General features: G+C 68.1%; 16 protein-coding genes. 5 read left to right on the forward strand and 11 right to left on the reverse strand.

Going from position 1 to position 16,803, the window contains the following annotated elements:
• Positions 1-23: 23 nt before the first annotated feature.
• Genes BR07_RS0107630 through BR07_RS0107640 form a run of 3 tightly spaced genes read right to left on the reverse strand, consistent with a single transcriptional unit; the run spans position 24 to position 4,277 of the window.
• Positions 24-1,478 carry an NAD-dependent succinate-semialdehyde dehydrogenase gene (locus tag BR07_RS0107630; RefSeq protein ID WP_027504921.1) on the reverse strand — a complete coding sequence of 485 codons (1,455 nt, stop codon included), beginning with the start codon at positions 1,476-1,478 and terminating at the stop codon, positions 24-26.
• Entirely contained in the window at positions 1,475-2,818 is a 1,344-nt protein-coding gene (gene gabT, locus BR07_RS0107635; protein ID WP_027504922.1) for a 4-aminobutyrate--2-oxoglutarate transaminase, read from the reverse strand. Before gabT ends, BR07_RS0107630 begins: the two co-directional genes overlap by 4 nt.
• Positions 2,819-2,846: 28 nt before the next feature.
• A complete protein-coding gene (locus tag BR07_RS0107640; RefSeq protein ID WP_027504923.1) occupies positions 2,847-4,277 on the reverse strand; it encodes a gamma-aminobutyraldehyde dehydrogenase in 1,431 nt (476 codons plus the stop codon).
• Positions 4,278-4,450: 173 nt separating this feature from the next.
• Here BR07_RS0107640 and BR07_RS0107645 point away from each other — a divergent pair, with 173 nt between their 5' ends.
• Entirely contained in the window at positions 4,451-5,971 is a 1,521-nt protein-coding gene (locus BR07_RS0107645) for a PucR family transcriptional regulator (RefSeq protein WP_037184909.1), read from the forward strand.
• Between the two features lie 3 nt (positions 5,972-5,974).
• Here BR07_RS0107645 and BR07_RS0107650 read toward each other — a convergent pair whose 3' ends face one another.
• A complete protein-coding gene (locus tag BR07_RS0107650) occupies positions 5,975-7,336 on the reverse strand; it encodes a flavin monoamine oxidase family protein (protein WP_027504925.1) in 1,362 nt (453 codons plus the stop codon).
• A 195-nt stretch (positions 7,337-7,531) separates the two neighbouring features.
• Here BR07_RS0107650 and BR07_RS0107655 point away from each other — a divergent pair, with 195 nt between their 5' ends.
• Together BR07_RS0107655 and BR07_RS0107660 are read left to right on the forward strand one after the other, a co-directional pair.
• Entirely contained in the window at positions 7,532-8,005 is a 474-nt protein-coding gene (locus BR07_RS0107655) for an OsmC family protein (protein ID WP_027504926.1), read from the forward strand.
• Between the two features lie 136 nt (positions 8,006-8,141).
• Complete coding sequence (locus BR07_RS0107660; RefSeq protein WP_027504927.1) at positions 8,142-8,552, forward strand: SRPBCC family protein; 411 nt, start codon at positions 8,142-8,144, stop codon at positions 8,550-8,552.
• Here BR07_RS0107660 and BR07_RS23785 read toward each other — a convergent pair.
• Entirely contained in the window at positions 8,545-9,255 is a 711-nt protein-coding gene (locus BR07_RS23785; protein WP_037184915.1) for an alpha/beta fold hydrolase, read from the reverse strand. The two genes, BR07_RS0107660 and BR07_RS23785, sit on opposite strands and share 8 nt — an antisense overlap.
• A gap of 161 nt (positions 9,256-9,416) precedes the next feature.
• Here BR07_RS23785 and BR07_RS0107670 point away from each other — a divergent pair, with 161 nt between their 5' ends.
• Positions 9,417-9,623 (forward strand): hypothetical protein, encoded by a 207-nt coding sequence (locus BR07_RS0107670; protein WP_027504928.1) that lies wholly within the window; start codon positions 9,417-9,419, stop codon positions 9,621-9,623.
• Between the two features lie 17 nt (positions 9,624-9,640).
• Here the strand turns inward: BR07_RS0107670 and BR07_RS0107675 are convergent, their stop codons facing one another.
• The 3 genes from BR07_RS0107675 to BR07_RS23790 are packed head-to-tail and all read right to left on the reverse strand — an operon-like array spanning position 9,641 to position 13,655.
• Positions 9,641-10,291 (reverse strand): DedA family protein, encoded by a 651-nt coding sequence (locus BR07_RS0107675; protein ID WP_027504929.1) that lies wholly within the window; start codon positions 10,289-10,291, stop codon positions 9,641-9,643.
• Between the two features lie 20 nt (positions 10,292-10,311).
• A complete protein-coding gene (locus tag BR07_RS0107680; protein ID WP_027504930.1) occupies positions 10,312-12,585 on the reverse strand; it encodes an ATP-binding cassette domain-containing protein in 2,274 nt (757 codons plus the stop codon).
• 32 nt (positions 12,586-12,617) lie between these two features.
• A complete protein-coding gene (locus tag BR07_RS23790) occupies positions 12,618-13,655 on the reverse strand; it encodes a GTP pyrophosphokinase (RefSeq protein ID WP_051613150.1) in 1,038 nt (345 codons plus the stop codon).
• A gap of 87 nt (positions 13,656-13,742) precedes the next feature.
• On the opposite strand from BR07_RS23790, the gene BR07_RS0107690 reads away from it, so the two are divergent.
• A complete protein-coding gene (locus BR07_RS0107690; protein ID WP_027504931.1) occupies positions 13,743-14,171 on the forward strand; it encodes a hypothetical protein in 429 nt (142 codons plus the stop codon).
• Here BR07_RS0107690 and BR07_RS0107695 read toward each other — a convergent pair.
• From BR07_RS0107695 to BR07_RS0107705, 3 genes are all read right to left on the reverse strand, one after another.
• A complete protein-coding gene (locus BR07_RS0107695) occupies positions 14,168-15,529 on the reverse strand; it encodes a dicarboxylate/amino acid:cation symporter (protein WP_027504932.1) in 1,362 nt (453 codons plus the stop codon). The two genes, BR07_RS0107690 and BR07_RS0107695, sit on opposite strands and share 4 nt — an antisense overlap.
• Before the next feature lie 187 nt (positions 15,530-15,716).
• A complete protein-coding gene (locus BR07_RS0107700; protein ID WP_027504933.1) occupies positions 15,717-16,028 on the reverse strand; it encodes an AzlD domain-containing protein in 312 nt (103 codons plus the stop codon).
• Positions 16,025-16,747 carry an AzlC family ABC transporter permease gene (locus tag BR07_RS0107705; protein ID WP_231476245.1) on the reverse strand — a complete coding sequence of 241 codons (723 nt, stop codon included), beginning with the start codon at positions 16,745-16,747 and terminating at the stop codon, positions 16,025-16,027. Before BR07_RS0107705 ends, BR07_RS0107700 begins: the two co-directional genes overlap by 4 nt.
• Positions 16,748-16,803: the final 56 nt, after the last annotated feature.

The raw sequence follows: 16,803 nt of genomic DNA on the forward strand, positions 1-16,803 counted from the left end.
GGGAAGCTTCGGTGGAACCGGACCTACTGGAAAGCCACGTACTTCGTGTCGAGGTACTCGTCGATGCCCTCGGTGCCACCCTCACTGCCGAGACCGGACTGCTTGACTCCGCCGAACGGGGCTGCGACATCGGACACGACGCCCCGGTTCACACCGACCATGCCGCTCGCGATCCTGTCCGAGACACGCAGTGCCCGATCGAGATCGCGGGTGTAGATGTATGCGGCGAGTCCGAACTCGGTGTCGTTGGCGGCATCGACGGCGTCCTGCTCGTCCACGAAACTCGTGATGGCCGCGACGGGTCCGAAGATCTCCTCGCGCACGATGCGTGCGGACGGCGGAACCTCGTCGAGCACGGTGGGTTCGAAGAACCACCCCGGGCCGTCGATGACGTGACCACCCGTGCGCACGCGGGCACCGGCGGCGACCGCATCGTCGACGAGGGATCGGACGTTGGTGCGCTGCTTCTCGTTCACCAGCGGCCCCACGTTCGTCCCGTCGCTCGAGCCGGGCCCGACGGTGAGCGCCGCGATCCGTGCGGTGAGCTTCTCCGTGAACTCCTCGCGGACGCTCTCGGCGACGATGAGGCGGTTGGCAGCCGTGCAGGCCTCTCCGCCGTTGCGCATCTTCGCCGCCATGGCGCCGTCGACGGCGGCATCGATGTCGGCATCGTCGAAGACTACGAACGGTGCGTTACCACCGAGTTCCATCGACGTACGCAGAACGTTGCGCGCCGACTGCTCGATGAGGATCTTGCCCACCCGCGTGGAACCGGTGAAGGTGACCTTGCGGAGTCGCTCGTCGGCGAGCAGGGGCTCGGTGACCGCGGGAGCGTTCGACGCGGGAAGTACCGACAGGACCCCGGCCGGCAACCCGGCGCCCGCCATGATCTCGGCGAGCAGCAGCATCGTCAGCGGCGTGTCCTCGGCCGGCTTCACCAGTACCGTGCACCCGGCCGCCAGGGCGGGGCCGATCTTGCGGGTTCCCATGGCCAGCGGGAAGTTCCACGGAGTCACCGCGAGAACGGGACCCACCGGAACCTTCGTGACGAGGATGCGGCCCGCGCCGGACGGAGATTGTGTGTAGCGGCCCTGGATGCGCACCGCCTCCTCGCTGAACCAGCGGAGGAACTCGGCGCCGTACGTCACCTCGCCGCGGCTCTCGGGGAGGGCCTTGCCCATCTCGAGAGTCATGAGGAGCGCGAGATCCTCCGTGCGCTCGATCACCGCTTCCCACGCTGCGCGCAGGATCGTCGACCGTGTCCGAGGTGCGGTCGCCGCCCACTCGTCCTGCACGGCGACGGCGCTGTCGAGCGCCCGCAGTGCGTCCTTCTCACCGGCATCGGCGACGCGGGCCAGCACGTCACCGGTGGCGGGATCGTGCACCGCGAACGTGCCGCCGTCCGCGGCGTCGACGAACGCGCCGTCGATCCACAGACCGGTGGGGACGGAGGCGAGCAGGGCAGCAGAGTCGGTCACTGTGCCGCCAGCGTTCGAACCGTGTTCTCCAGCACCGTCATCGCGTCGTCGAGAAGCTCGTCGCTGATCACGAGGGGAGGCAGCAACCGGATGACGTTGCCGTACGTCCCGCAGGTGAGCAGTACGACGCCCTCCGCGAGAGCATGCGCCGCGATGGCCTTGGTGATGACGGGATCCGGGATGTCGGTGCCCGGCTGGACGAGCTCGATGGCGAGCATCGCACCGCGTCCGCGGACGTCGCCGATCACCGAGGTCTCCTCGGCGAGGGCGCGTAGGCGCGGCATGGCGAGGGACTCGATGTGGCGGGCGCGTCCGGACAGGTCGAGAGCGGTCATGGTCTCGATGGCAGCGAGGGCAGCCGCGCAGGCCACCGGGTTGCCTCCGTACGTTCCGCCGAGCCCGCCCGCGTGGACGAGGTCGAGGAGATCCGCGCGACCGGTGATGGCCGACAACGGCATTCCGCCTGCCATTCCCTTCGCCATCGTGATGATGTCGGGGACGATTCCCTCGTCGTCGCTCGCGAACCACAACCCGGTTCGACAGAACCCGGTCTGTACCTCGTCGGCGATGAACACGACGCCGTTCTCTCGCGCCCAGGCTTGCAGAGTCGGCAGGAATCCGGGTGCGGGAACGATGAACCCGCCCTCGCCCTGAATGGGCTCGATGATGACGGCGGCCACCGCGTCGGCGCCGATCTGCTTCTCGATGCGGTCGATCGACGCCAGCGCGGCCTGCTCACCGGTCAGCCCCGGCTGGTCGCGGTAGGGGTACGACATCGGCATCCGGTAGATCTCCGGTGCGAAGGGCCCGAAGTTCGTCTTGTACGGCATGGTCTTCGCCGTCAGTGCCATCGTGAGGTTCGTCCGGCCGTGGTACGCGTGGTCGAAGGCCACGACGGCGTCGCGGCCGGTCGCCAGTCGCGCGACCTTGATCGCGTTCTCGACAGCTTCTGCGCCCGAGTTGAACAGGACGCTGCGCTTCTCGTGGTCACCCGGGGTCAGCTCGGCGAGCTTCTCCGCGACGGCGATGTAGCCCTCGTACGGCGTCACCATGAAACAGGTGTGCGTGAAGTGGCCGACCTGCTCCCGGACGGCCTCCGCGACAGCGGGATCGGAGGCGCCGACACTCGTGACGGCGATGCCGGCGCCGAGGTCGATCATCGAGTTGCCGTCGACGTCGACGATCACGCCGCCATCGGCATCGGCCGCGTAGACGGGAACGCTGGAACCGACGCCGGCGGCGACGGTGGCGCGTCGTCGGGCCGTCAGTTCCTGTGAACGCGGTCCGGGAAGTTCGGTGAGGAGAGCGCGCTTCTGAGGAAGGCGGTAGCTGATGTCCATGGTGAAGTCCTTCGCAGAGCAGGGAATGTCAGTCGTGGGAGCTCATGACGTGCTTGAGGCGGGTGTAGTCCTCGACGCCGTAGGCCGAGAGGTCCTTGCCGTAGCCGGAGTACTTGAAGCCGCCGTGCGGCATCTCGGCGACGAGTGGGATGTGGCAGTTGATCCAGACGGCGCCGAAGTCCAGCGCCGCACTGACGCGTTGGGTGACGCCGTGGTCCTTGGTCCAGATGCTCGAGGCCAGCCCGAACCGAACGTCGTTGGCCTTCTCGATCGCCTCGGCCTCGTCGGCGAACGGTTGCACCGTCAGCACCGGTCCGAACGTCTCCTCCTGGACGATGTCGTCCCGCTGGTCGACTCCGGTGATCACGGTGGGCTCGAGGTAGAAGCCCTTGTCTCCTACTCGGTTGCCGCCGGTGACGATTGTCGCGGAGGCCGGGAGGTTCGCGAGCTTGTCGGTGACGGTCGCGTAGTGACGACTGTTGTTGAGCGGTCCGTAGAACGCGTCCGCGTCGTCCGGGCTGCCCGGTGTCAGCTCGCGGGCCTTGGCCGCGAGCGCGTCGACGAGTTGATCGTGAATCGACTCGTGTACCAGCACGCGGGTCGCCGCGGTGCAGTCCTGACCGGCGTTGAAGAAGGCCGCCTCGGCGATACCGCTCGCGGCCGAGGCGATGTCGACGTCGCCGAAGACGATGGCCGGAGCCTTGCCGCCGAGCTCGAGATGGGCGCGCTTGAGCTGGCGGGCGGCGGCGACGGCGACCTCGATGCCTGCACGAACGGACCCGGTGATGGACACCAGGCCCAGCGACCGATGCCCGACGAGTGTCGCGCCGGTCCCGCCGTCACCGAGCACCACGTTGAGCACTCCGTCGGGAAGGATTCCCTTGGACAGCTTTGCGAGCACCAGAGTGCTCTCGGGCGTGGTGTCGCTCGGCTTGAGGACGATCGTGTTGCCGGCCGCGAGCGCCGGCCCGATCTTCCAGATGGCCATCATGAGTGGGTAGTTCCAGGGCGTCACCTGGCCGACGACACCGATGGGCTCGCGGCGGACGTAGGAGGTGAAACCCTCCATGTACTCGCCGGCGGACTTCCCCTCGAGCATCCGGGCTGCACCCGCGAAGAACCGCAGCTGGTCGGCTCCGACGGTCACCTCCTCGTCGGCGATGACCTGCTTCAGCTGGCCGGTGTTGCGGCTCTGCGCCTCGACGAGCTCGTCCGAGTGGGCCTCGAGGGCGTCGGCGAGCTTCAGCAGGGCGGTCTGCCGGGTCTTCGGAGTCGTCTTGCCCCACGTGGCGAAGGCGCGCTCCGCGGCGGCCACGGCGTCGTTCACGTCGGCCTCGGTGGAGATGGGGGAGACGCCCACGATCTCCTCGGTGACCGGACTGATCAGGTCGAGAGTCAGGGTGGACGAACTGGCGACGAACTCGCCGTCGATGTAGTTGCGGAGCACGTCGTGCGACACGAGGTACCTCTCCGTCGGGGCGGCTGGGTGGTTCGATCAGTGTGCGCCTGACGCTGCGAAACGGCAGCGGACAAAACGATGATCGTCCGGGGGTGGGGCACTCCGACTTGTCCAGTGCGGTAGCGGGGGTGTTCCCTTGCGTCGGGAGCTTCCCGACCGGAAAGGGGTACGTCGTGACGGTGTCGGTGCGCTGGGTTCTGGCGCAGAAGGCGCTCGCCCTCGAACTGCGAGCCGGCGCGGGCGGGCTGGACCGCGAGGTGTCGTTCGTGCACACCACGGAACTGTCGGAACCGTTCCGGTGGCTCTCCGGCGGAGAACTGCTGCTCACCACGGGGTTGAGGCTGCCGGTGACGACACCGGAGCGGGTGGCATACCTCGAGGGACTGCACGACGCCGGTGTCGCGGCGGTGGGATTCGGCACGGGCCTGTCGTTCGCCGAGGTGCCGTCCGACCTCGTCGAGGCCGCTGATCGGCTGGGTCTGCCCGTCCTCGAGGTCCCCCTGCCCACGCCGTTCGCGGCGGTGGTGACTCTCGTGATGAACCGATTGGCGGAGCAGCAGTACGACGCCGTCGTGCGTGCGTCCCGTGCGCAGCCGCGGATGACCCGCGCCGTGGTCGCCGGGGGCGCCGCCGCGATCGTCCGGGAGCTGGCGACGGCCACGTCGTCCGCGGTGGTGCTCCTCGACGACACCGGACGGGTGCTCGAACAGCATCCGCGCGGTGGCGGTTCCGGTGTGCTGGACGAGATCCGCACCCTCGCAGCCGAACGCGGAACCGTGTCCAGCCGGGTCTCGGTGACCCCGGCGGGCATCTCGATCAGTGTGCAGCGCATCGCCATCGGCTCGGCGACGCACGGCCACGTGGCGGTGGTGGGGCCGGTGCTGGGGAACGTCGACCACATTCTCGTGGGCCACGCGGCGTCACTCCTGGCGCTCGACTTCGAGAAGCCGGCGCGGGTGCAGTCGGCGCAGGACAAGCTCAACTCCGTGGCACTGAGCCTCGTGCTGTCCGATCTCGACGGCCTGGCACCCGTGTGGGCGCAGATCGATCTGGCCGCGGGGGCCGACGGCACCGTGCGCGCCGTGACCGTCGATGCCGACACGCCCTCGCGAGCCCAGCGTGTCGAGGCCGCGATGGCGACCCACAGCGCTGCGGCGGGCCGTCAGCTGTTCGCTCGGCGCTGGTCGTCGCGGGTGACCCTGGTGACGCGCGGAACCGACGATTCGACGTTCGCGGCATCGACGATGGCCGGTCTGGAGAACTCGGAACGTCGGCGGCTCCGGGTGGGAATCAGTGCGCCGCATCCTGTTCCGCAGCTCGCGCAGGCGGTGGAGGAGAGTCGGCTGGCGGCGTCGTCCGCCGCGGCCGGCGCCCATCCCGTGGAGTTCGGCTCGTTGGTGGGCGGCGTCCTGCTGGCGCACGCCTCGACGCGTCAGGCCCTCGCGACCGTCGGTGACGCGACCATCGCGCCCCTCGAGAAGTACGACGCCGCCAACGGGACCGACCTGGTGGCGTCCCTGCGTGCGTTCCTCGAGGCGAACGGCCACTGGGAGTCGGCGGCCTCGGCCCTCGGGGTGCATCGACACACGTTGCGCAGCAGGGTCTCGCGCATCGAGGCGACGGTGCCGTGCTCCCTCGACGATGCCCGCGTGCGCGCCGAGCTGCTGCTCGCCCTCATCGCACGCGGGACCTGACGGTCAGCCTCGAAGCGCGCTCGCGATCACCTCGGCGGTGCGGTGGCCCATGCGCACGGCTCCGTCGACGTGCTGATACCCCTCGGCCGCGATGTCGGAGCAGGAGAAGTGGATCGGGCCGACCGGGGTGCGGACGTCGCGTCCGTAGCGGTGCAGACCGCCGAGATCGAAGCTGGCCGCGTACGCGCCGCGCGTCCATTCCTCGGTGCCCCAGTCGGACTCGTAGTAGACGACCGGATCGAGCGCCTTCGGTCCGAGATACGTGGCGATCGACTCGAGGATCGTGCGCTTGCGCTCCGCGGCGCCGAGTTCGAACATCGCGTCCGCCTTCTCGTCCGACACGAAGGCGACGAGGGTGCCACGGGAGTCCTCGTGGTTGGTGTTGTCGTACACCTCCTGGGCGATCTGGGTGGCGCCGAAACCGGTGCCCGACAACCCTTCCTCCCGCCAGAACGGACTGTCGTACACCGCATGCACCTTGATGACGAGACCGAGGGACTGGTGCTGATGCATCTGGTGCTGACGGCGAGGGAGGGGCGGGTCGTACGAGATCCGCGTGTACAGATTCGGCGGCACGGCGACGATCACCCGGCGCGCCGTCACCTCGAGCTCCCTGTCCGCGAGAACGGTGACGCCGTCGTCGGTCCAGCGGATCGTCCGCACCGGCGCGTTCAGGTGCACGTCGTCACCGAGGCGCTCGGCCATGGCGACCGACACCTGCTGCATGCCCTGCACGACGCGCTTGTCGAGAATGAAGCTGTCGTCGACGAGGTTGGAGAATGAGCCTGCCGACGCAGCCATGAGCACGGCCTGCAGCGCAGAGAATGCATGGGCGGGCTTGGTGAGCATCCCGCCCGCGATGAACATGCCGATGTTCGCGGTGGCTTCGGCGTCGTCGGACTGCTGCGCGAGCCATCCCTCGAAGGACACCGTGTCGAGCTCGCGGGCCAGCGGGTGCGCCCAGGGCTCCTCGGGCCCGATCTCCGCGGCGAGTTTGTCGAGCATCGCGATGAGACGGTCGATCTCCTTCACCGTCGACTCGGCGACGGGGAAGTCCTCGCCGGTGTAGCGCGTGGCGACACCCGCGGTGTCGACGTAGACGGACTCGCCCTCGCGGTACCGGTCGAACGTCTCGAGCCCCAACTCGCCGAGCAGGTCGATCAAGGCCGTCTGGTCGGGCGAGACCCACTGGCCGCCCAGCTCGAGCACGGCGCCGTCGATCTCCTTGGTCCAGGTCCGGCCACCCACCCGGTCGCGTGCCTCCAGGACGGCCACGGTGAGGCCGGCCTTCCGCAGCGCGGTAGCGGCGGCGAGACCCGAGGGCCCGGCTCCGACGATGGCGACGTCCCGGTCGACTGAGGGCACGGTGTGGCTCCTGTTCAGGTGGGGTTGTGGTCATCCCAGTCTGCCCGGTCCGGTGCAGGCACGCGCAACGCCGAAATGTCGCACACCTGTCGCGTCACCTGGACGCCTCGGCGTGGGGGTCGCGGACGGACGGCCCGAGAATCTGCGTGATCGCAACCCTGGCCCGAGGATGGACAGTGCTCGACCGTGGGGTGCATGACTTCCACCATTCGCACCTCCGTCGTTCCCTTCGTCGTGGAGGCGTCCGGTACCGGCGTCGCCCAGCACCTCGTCGTCGAGGGCACGGCCGGGCACGAGTTCGACGCCGACGCGTACCCGGCCTTCGGCGGCAGGGACGAGGCACCGAGCCCGCTCTTCTACGCACTCGGTGCGCTGACCTCGTGCAACCAGGTCACGGCCTCACTCGTCGCCAAGGATTTGGGCATCACGCTGGGGAAGTTCAGCTTTCGCGTGCAGGGTGACCTGGACACCGCCGTCCTGGTGACCGGCGCCGACGGCAACTCGAACTTCGACACCGTCACCGTCGAGGCGACGGTGGAGACCGACGCGACCGGTGATGCGTTCGATCACTTCGTCGCGGAGGTCGAGCGTCGCTGCCCCGTGACGCAGCTGTTCGTGCGCAGCGGAGTGGGCTTCGTGAACACCTGGACGCGCGCCGAGCCGGCCTGACGAGCCATCCCGCGCCTCCAGGGCTTCGCGGGCTTTCCTGGCCTCGCGAGTACGTCCGAAGTGTCGTCGCATCGCCGCTGATCACGACACTGTGGACGTACTCGCGGAGAGCCTGCTGCGTGGCTACGCTCCTACGATGATCAGTCGACACGTGAGTGCAGTGATACCCGCGCCGCCCGAGGCCGTGTACGACTTTCTGGCCGACGTCGACAACCTCACTGCCTGGGCCGCAGGACTCGCATCGGGCTTCACCCGCGACGGTGACGACTTGCTGGCGGAGTCACCGATGGGCACGGTCCGGGTGCGGTTCGTCCCGCGCAACGCTTTCGGGGTGCTTGACCACGACGTGACGCTGCCCGACGGCACCGTCGTGAACAACCCGCTGCGGGTGCTCGCCCATCCGGACGGCGCCGAGGTGGTGTTCACGGTCCGGCAACTGAGCATGACCGACGACGAGTTCGAGCGGGACTGCGCCGCCGTCGCTGCTGATCTGGAGTCCGTGCGGGCGGTCTTCGGCCGACCTCGCTCCGGCACATCTATCACCTGAGCACCTGGATGACGGCAGCGGGATCGTCCGCCATCATCACGTGCCCGGCGTTCGGTATCTCGACGACCTCGACACCGGCCTGACGAAGCCGGCCGGTGTGCGTTGGTTCTCCCGTCCTCGATCCGTACAGCAGTGTTCTCGGCACGTGGGACACGAGCAGGATGTCGAGAACGGTGGTGTCCGGCGGGCCCACACAGAGGCCGACAGCACTGCGGTGGAGCGCGACCGGATCGGCCAGCCGAAGCGTCTCCGCCCACGCGGCGTCGGCCCGGGCGATGAGTGACGTCACTCCCTGTGTTGCGAAGTCCTCTTCCGACTGTCCCGCGATCTCGACACTCGCCTCGCCGTCGAAGGGGAGAAGGTTCGGCTCGAGGACGGTCAGTCGTCGTACGAGGTCGGGTCGTGCCCGCGACAGGACGATGGCGATGGATCCACCCATACTGTGTCCGACGACGTCGAGTCCGACGAGTTCGTGCTGATCCAGCATCCGGGCGACGGCGAGCGCGTGATCGTCCAGGGTGTAGCCGTCGGTCGCCACGTCGGCGCTGTCGGCGAATCCGAGCAGATCCGGGAGCAACCGCAGGCGGTCGTCCAGTCCTGCGGCCACGGTCCCGAAGGCAGCGACACCCGCCGACCCGAGACCATGAAGGAACACGGTGGCTCGACGACGTTCGCCCGGCAATACCGCCGTGTGGAGGGTCATGGCGCCGAACCTACCGGGTCTCGCTCACTCGGCGGAACGCCCGATTCGTCGTAAATGATGGTGCGGCCGGTGTTTTCAGCGCACTCTCAGGTCACGAGCCGTCGAGAAACGTACTGTCGACCGGGGTGCGCAGAGCGTGCATCGGTCGTCAGGAGGACGTTATGGCAGGCATCGCCGACAAGTTCGACAAGGCATACGCGGACAAGACGATCGAGGAACTGGCCGACGCGCCGGTCGCGGCCCTCAAGGGCGTCAGCGACGGCGATGCGGAGAAGTTGAAGGCTGCCTTCAACATCACCACGGTGCGCGATCTCGGCACCAACAAGTACTTCCTGTGGGCTCAGGCTGCGGCCACGCTCGCGCAGTAGGACCGTGCAGGGTGCGGTCAGGCGTCCGACCGTCGGCGTCGCCGGATGCGCTTGGTCACCAGCACCACCACCGCCACCGCGATGAGCCCGATGACGACGTACTGGAACACCGAGGCGTAATCCTCGACGTAGTGCCAGTTCTCCCCGAGGAAGTAGCCCGCGAGCACGAAGATCGTGTTCCACAGGAGGCTGCCGAGCGTCGTGTAGAGCAGGAACTGCAGGACCGGCATCCCGGACACGCCTGCGGGCACCGAGATGCCGGATCGCACGAGCGGAATCATCCGACCGAAGAACACGGCGGAGCGGCCGTGGCGCACGAACCATTCGTCGGCCTTGGTCAGATCGTCCGTGCTGACGAACGGCATCCTGTCCACGGCGGCGTACATCCGGTCGCGGCCCAGCTTCTTGCCCAGCCAGTAGAGGCCGAGAGCGCCGAGCACCGATCCGAGCGTGGTCCAGAACAGTGCGCTCGCGAGGGAGAAGCCACCCTGTGACGCGGTGAACCCGGCCAGCGGGAGGATGATCTCGCTGGGCAGCGGTGGGAAGAAGTTCTCGGCGGCCACGGCGATGCCGGCGCCCGGCCCGCCGATGCTCTCCATCAGGCTGACGGCCCAGCCTGCGATTCCACCCAGTTCCGTACTGGCGGCAGCGGTGACGGTGTCGCTCATGCCCGCACTTTACCGGGGGTTTACTCCGCGAGAGCCCGCGCGAGGTGGGTGCCGGTGTGCGTCCGGGCCAGAACGAGCTCGTCGACGGTGCCCGTGAACACCACCTCGCCGCCGTCGTGACCCCCGTCGGGACCGAGGTCCACGACCCAGTCGGCGGCCGCGACGACGTCCATGTTGTGCTCGATCACGATGACCGACCGACCCTCGTCGACCATGCCGGACAGCAGTCCGACCAGGTTGTCCACGTCGGACGAGTGCAGTCCGGTGGTGGGCTCGTCGAGCACCAGGACCGGGGAGTTGCCCACCAGTTCCGTCGCCAGCTTGAGGCGCTGACGCTCGCCGCCGGACAGGGACGTCAGGTTCTGGCCCAGGGACAGATAACCGAGACCGACATCACTGCACCGCCGGAGTACGTCGCGCACCTTCTTCACGGTGAAGAACTCGCGGGCCTCGTCGACGGACATGTCGAAGACGTCGGCGATCGAGACGCCGTCGACGGTGTGCTTGATCGCGCCGGATCGGAAGCGTCGACCCTGGCAGGTCTCGCACGTACTCGACACCGGGTCGGTGAAGCCGAGGTCGGTGAAGATCATGCCGGTGCCCTGACAGTCGGGGCAGGCTCCGTCAGAGTTCGGCGAGAACAGCGCTGCGGGTTGTCCCGTTCGCTTGGCGAAGTGTGCACGGATCGGATCGAGCAGTCCGGTGTAGGTGGCGGGTGAGGAGCGGCGCGAACCGCGGATGGGTGCCTGGTCGATGACCACCGCGTCGGGCCGGACGTCGCGGAGGTGGCCGTGGATCAGACTCGACTTGCCCGAGCCCGCGACACCGGTGACCGCCACGAGAACGCCGAGCGGGATGTCCACCGACACGTTCTTCAGATTGTGGCTGTCGGCGTTCTCGATGCGCATCCACCCGTTCGGAGTGCGCGGGGTGCGCCGCGATCGACCGTCTCGACGCAGCGCCGTCCCGGTACGCGTCTCGGACTGCCGCAGTTCGGGCCAGGTGCCCTCGAAGACCACCGTGCCGCCGTGCTTTCCGGCGCCTGGGCCGATCTCGACGATGCGGTCGGCGATGGCCATCACCTCCGCGTCGTGTTCGACGACGAGCACGGTGTTCCCCTTGTCGCGCAACGCGATCAGCATGTCGTTCAGCCGGTGCACGTCGCGCGGGTGCAGCCCGGTGGTGGGCTCGTCGAAGACGTACAGCATGTCGTTGAGCGTGGCGCCGAGGTGGCGCACCATCTTGATGCGCTGGGACTCGCCGCCCGACAGCGAGGACGTCGCACGATCGAGGCTCAGGTACCCGAGTCCGAGATCGACCAGTCGACGGAGCTGTGTCACCACCTCGCGGCGTGGGCCGTCCAGGTCGCCGAGCGCCCACGTGTCCATGACGTCGGCGAGGTCGGAGACCTGCATCGCGAACGCGTCGGGGATCGAGAGTCCCTCGAGCGTCGCGGCGTGCACCGTCTCGTTGAGTCGAGTTCCCCTGCAGGACGGGCACACTCCCCGCGTGACGATACGGTCGTACGCCTCCTTCGACTTGCCCTTCAACGCGTCGGCATCCTTGGAGAGATAGCTTCGACGGAACCGGGAGAGCAGCCCCTCGTACGTCTTGAACACGGCGTCCGGGTTGACCATCTCGACCTCGCCGGGCGACGCGTCGAAGAACAGGTGCCGCTCGCGCGGGGAGTACTGCTCGAGGGGAACGTCGAGATCGAACAGTCCCGAGTCCGCGTACAGCCGGTAGGGCCACTTGCCGGGCAGGAAGTCCGGGTGCTTCACGGGGCCCTCACGCAACGACTTCGACTGATCCACCAACTCGTCGATGTCGATGACCTTCGCCTCGCCCAACCCCTCGCACTCGGGACACATGCCGGCAGGATCGTTGAACGAGAACGCGTTGGCATAGCCGATGGACGGGGTGACTCCGCGCGACCACAGCATGCGGAGCCAGTCGCCGATGTCGGTGATGGTGCCGACGGTGGAGCGAGGGCTGCCGAAGAGGCGCTTCTGGTCGACGATGACGACGGCCGACAGGTTGGCGATGAGATCGGCGTCCGGCCGACCGTAGGACGGCAGGAAGGTCTGGGCGAACGCGCTGAACGTGGAGTTGATCTGCCGCTGCGCCTCCGCGGCGATCGTGTCGAACACGAGCGAGCTCTTCCCGGACCCCGAGACCCCGGCGAACACGATCAGCCACCGTTTGGGGAGATCGATGTCGATGTCACGCAGATTGTTCTCCCGCGCGCCGCGCACGGTGATGGTGGACAGAGCGTCGTTCGGTGGCGTCGTCACGCCGTAGGGATACCAGACCGAGCGGACACCCGTCAGCCGGACTGGCCCTGCAACTTGCTCAGTCGGTAGCGCAGCTTGCCCGGACGGTCACGCTCGGTGGTGAGCGAGGAGGTGCGCGCGATGTGGGCCTCGCCGAAGCGGTCCAGCAGGAGGTCGTCCACCATCCGCACCTGACCGGGGCGGTACTGGTAGTCCATGGCCGCCGTCACGTACTCGACTCGTGCGGGGTCGAGGGCCTCCTCGAGTTCCGCGCCCGTCGTGATCCCGTTCGCGTTGACGAGAGTCAGCAGCCACTCGTAGTGACCGCTCCGACTGGGGGTGTAATCGGGAAGGAGGTCGGTGACGATGGTGCGCAGCTGATCGGCGGTGAGCTGGAGATCCATCCCGCGTGCGGCATCGGCCGCGCGCAGTTCCGTGATCTTCTCCTTGTGGTGCCGATCGGCGAGTTCGAACTGGGCGTCCGCAAGTTCGATCAGCCCCGCCGCGAGCGTGAACGCTCGGTCGATGGTCGGCGAACCCTGCGTGCGGGAGTTCTTGAACCGGATGTCGTGCTCGATCTCCGCCCAGGCGTGCTGCAGCACGGTGCGGATCTGCACCTCGAAGCCGAGGCCGGTGAACTGCTCGCATCCCGCCGGGACGCGGTCGCCGTCCGCACTGAGGATGAGGTGCCGTCCGGCATAGCCGAACACGCCGGACTCCTGGGCGAGGGACGACTTGTCGATGGTCTTGAGCAGCACGAAGTGCTTCGAGATGGCGTCCGCGACGCGGTCGATGTCCGACGTCAGATACGTGATGACACGGATCCCGACGAGATCGGTGACCTCGGCGAGCGGATCGGTGAACTCGAGCGACCCGTCCTCGCGGAGGCGGGCGAACTTGCCGGCAGCGGACTCCACGGACTTGGTACGTGCCTCGACGGCGTCGATGTCGATGTCCGCCTCGGAGACGAACGTCTCGACGGCGGCCGACAGCGCTGCCGTGGCCGCGGCGAAGTGATCCCACCGCGAGCGGTACTCCTCGACGGAGCTGTGCAGCCCTGACGGTGAGGGTGGGGACGACGTGGGGCGCATGGTGGAGATTCTGCCCCACCATGGTCCAATGCTCGCGTGACGCTCCGTAGCGGTCCGACCCGACCGGCCTCCGGCCTTCCCGCACGCGTGGTCGACTGGGACGCGACGCTCCTGATCCTGGCGTCCGCACTGATCCTGTTGGCCGCGTTGATCCTCGGCGTATGGAAATTCCGCCAGATGTCGACGTCCGAGAACGGGCAGGCGCATCCGTACGTGGACATCGCTCACCGGGCGGCGTTGATGTACTCGTTCGCGACCCTGGTCCTGGTGCCGCTGGTGCACTTCGGTGCCTGGCCGACGTGGGTGAATCTGGTCGCGTCGGGGGCTGTCGTCTTCTTCTTCGTCGCTGCGATCGTCAGCTACGTGGTGCACGGATTCCTGCGCGACACCGACAACCAGTTCGTCCGCCCGGTGCCGGGAACGCATGCGTTCATGTATGCGCTCGCGGCCACCGAGATCGGCGGACTACTGGTGTTGATCGTGGGTTTCGTGCGCGGGCCGCTGTTCGTGAGTTAGCGCGCGAGCTCCACGTCGTCGACGAACGGGTCGCCGTTGCGCGGGGCGTCGAACCGCTCCTGGTCCAGGATGCCTTCGCGCTTGGCGACGATGGCCGGGATCAGCGCCTGGCCGGTGACGTTGACGGCGGTGCGACCCATGTCGACGATTGGCTCGACGGCGAGCAGCAGGCCGACACCGGCGAGCGGCAGGCCGAGCGTGGACAGCGTCAGGGTCAGCATGACCGTGGCACCGGTGGTGCCCGCCGTCGCCGCGGAGCCGATCACGGAGACGACCACGATGAGCAGGTAGTCGGTGATCGTGAGGTCGACGCCGTAGAACTGGGCGACGAAGATCGCGGCGATGGCCGGGTAGATGGCCGCGCAACCGTCCATCTTGGTGGTGGCGCCGAGCGGAACCGCGAACGACGCGTACTCGCGGGGCACACCGAGATTGCGCTCGGTGACGCGCTGGGTCAGCGGCAGGGTGCCGATGGACGAGCGGGAGACGAAGCCGAGCTGCGTTGCGGGCCACACGCCCGAGTAGAAGTTGCGGATCGAGAGGCCGTGCGCCCGAACGATGATCGGGTAGACGACGAAGAACACGATGGCGAGTCCGACGTACACCGAGACCGTGAAGACACCCAGTGAGCCGATCGCGTCCCATCCGTACGTGGCGACGGCGTTGGCGATGAGCGCCGTCGTACCGATGGGGGCCAACCGGATGATCCACCACAGCACCTTCTGCACGATCGCGAGCAGAGAGGCGTTGAACGTCAGGAACGGCTCGGCCGCCTTGCCCACCTTCAGCGCGGCGATACCGATCGCCGCGGCGACGACGAGCAGCTGCAGGATGTTGAAGTTCAGTGTGGTGCTCAGTGCACCCTCGGTCTCGCTGGTGCGGGCGCCGAGCGCCAGGAAGTTGTTGGGGACGAGGCCGGTGAGGAACGACCACCACGACCCTGTGCTCGACGGTTCCTTCCCGAGATCTGGCGAGACGCCGGTGCGCGAACCCGGTTGCGCGACAAGCCCGATGATGATGCCGACGATCACGGCGATGAATGCGGTGATGGCGAACCACAGCAGGGTCTGGCCTGCCAGGCGTGCCGCGTTGGTGACGGCGCGCAGATTGGCGATGGAACTGACGATGGCCGTGAACACGAGGGGCACCACGGCGACGGTGAGCAGTTTGACGTAGCTCGATCCGATGGTCGACACCGTCTCGACGAGCCAGTTGGGGTTGCCGTCGGCGGCGTCGGGCATGGATCGGGCGATCAGTCCGACGATGACGCCGAGGATCAACCCGGCGACGATCTGGGGCCCGAACGACGTGAGCCAGTGCGGCAGTCGACGGGTGGGGGCAGCGCTGGGCGCGGACATGGTGGTGCCTTCCGAGAATGCTGGGGCGGCCGAGAACAACGGCCGAGAAAAAGGGTGCGCGGTGGACGAGTGGACCGGGGAGGAACACGGTCTATCGACAGATGGCGCTGGCCTGCAGGCGAAGGTCGACGTAGCGACGCGAGGTCAGGAGCAAGGGCACTCGGACGATGCTACGCCCGTGCCCGGGTCAGCTGACGCCGAGCCGGCGCAGGCCCGCGGTGACTGCCGCTGCGGCGACGACCACGAGCACGAAAGGCGCTCTGCGCCAGGCGAGAACAGCGGCGACGAGGACCCCGGCGGGGAGTGCGAGGCCCGCGTCACGGGGAAACGTCGAGGTCGCGACGAGGGCGACGAACACGACGGCGACCGCCGTGGTCATCGACTTCTCGGCCGACACGGACAGTTCCCGGCGCCCGCGCAGCGCGATCCCGATCAGGCGGAACGCGAACGTGCCGACGGCGAGTGCGGCGACACCCGCGAGAATGGCCCCGGTGCTCACGAGGCGCCGTTCCTACGCCCGTGTCGGAGCACGAACGGCATGACGGCGATCAGGGCGAGCACCACGGAGACGCCGGCGGGCACCACGACCCCAGCGGCGACGGCGACCACGGCGCCGACACCCGCGGCGATGCGTGTCACGCGATCGCGCAGGGAGGGCATCACGAGTGCGAGCAGGACGGCAGGAAAGGCCGCGTCGAGTCCGAGCGACTCCGCGCTCTCCACGCCGGCGCCGAGGCCCACACCGGCCAGCACGCCCAGATTCCACGCGAGGAAGAGGAACGCGCCGCAGAACCAGAACGAGAGGGTCCTGCCCCGCCTGGTGGTCGAGGCCATCGAGAAGGCGACCGACTCGTCGGTGACCAGATGGGCCCCGAGCAGTCGTGCGGCGGGTCGTTCCCCGAGCAGCGGTGCCACCGAGAAGCTGAGCGGAAGCAGTCTGACGTTGATGAGGAGTGCGCTGGACACCGCGGCCAGAACGCTGCCGCCGCCGGTGAGTACTCCGACGAAGACGAACTGCGAGGCGCCCGCGAAGACCGCGATCGACAGGAGGCAGGGGAGCCACCACGGCAGATCGGAGGCGACGGCGATCGCACCGAGCGAGGCACCGACCAGGGCGTCGGCCAGGCACACCACGGCAATGTCCCGCACCGCCACGTCGGGGTCGTCCCGGAGCGTGAGCCACAGGGGTGTTCGCCATATCGAACGCATGGTGCTCATGGTGAACGGTCGCGGTGCCGTTCGTCAAGGCGAACGAAGGGAGTGTGAGACGAACA

The sequence above is a fragment of the Rhodococcus sp. UNC23MFCrub1.1 genome (assembly GCF_000686025.1).
Taxonomy (GTDB): domain Bacteria; phylum Actinomycetota; class Actinomycetes; order Mycobacteriales; family Mycobacteriaceae; genus Rhodococcoides.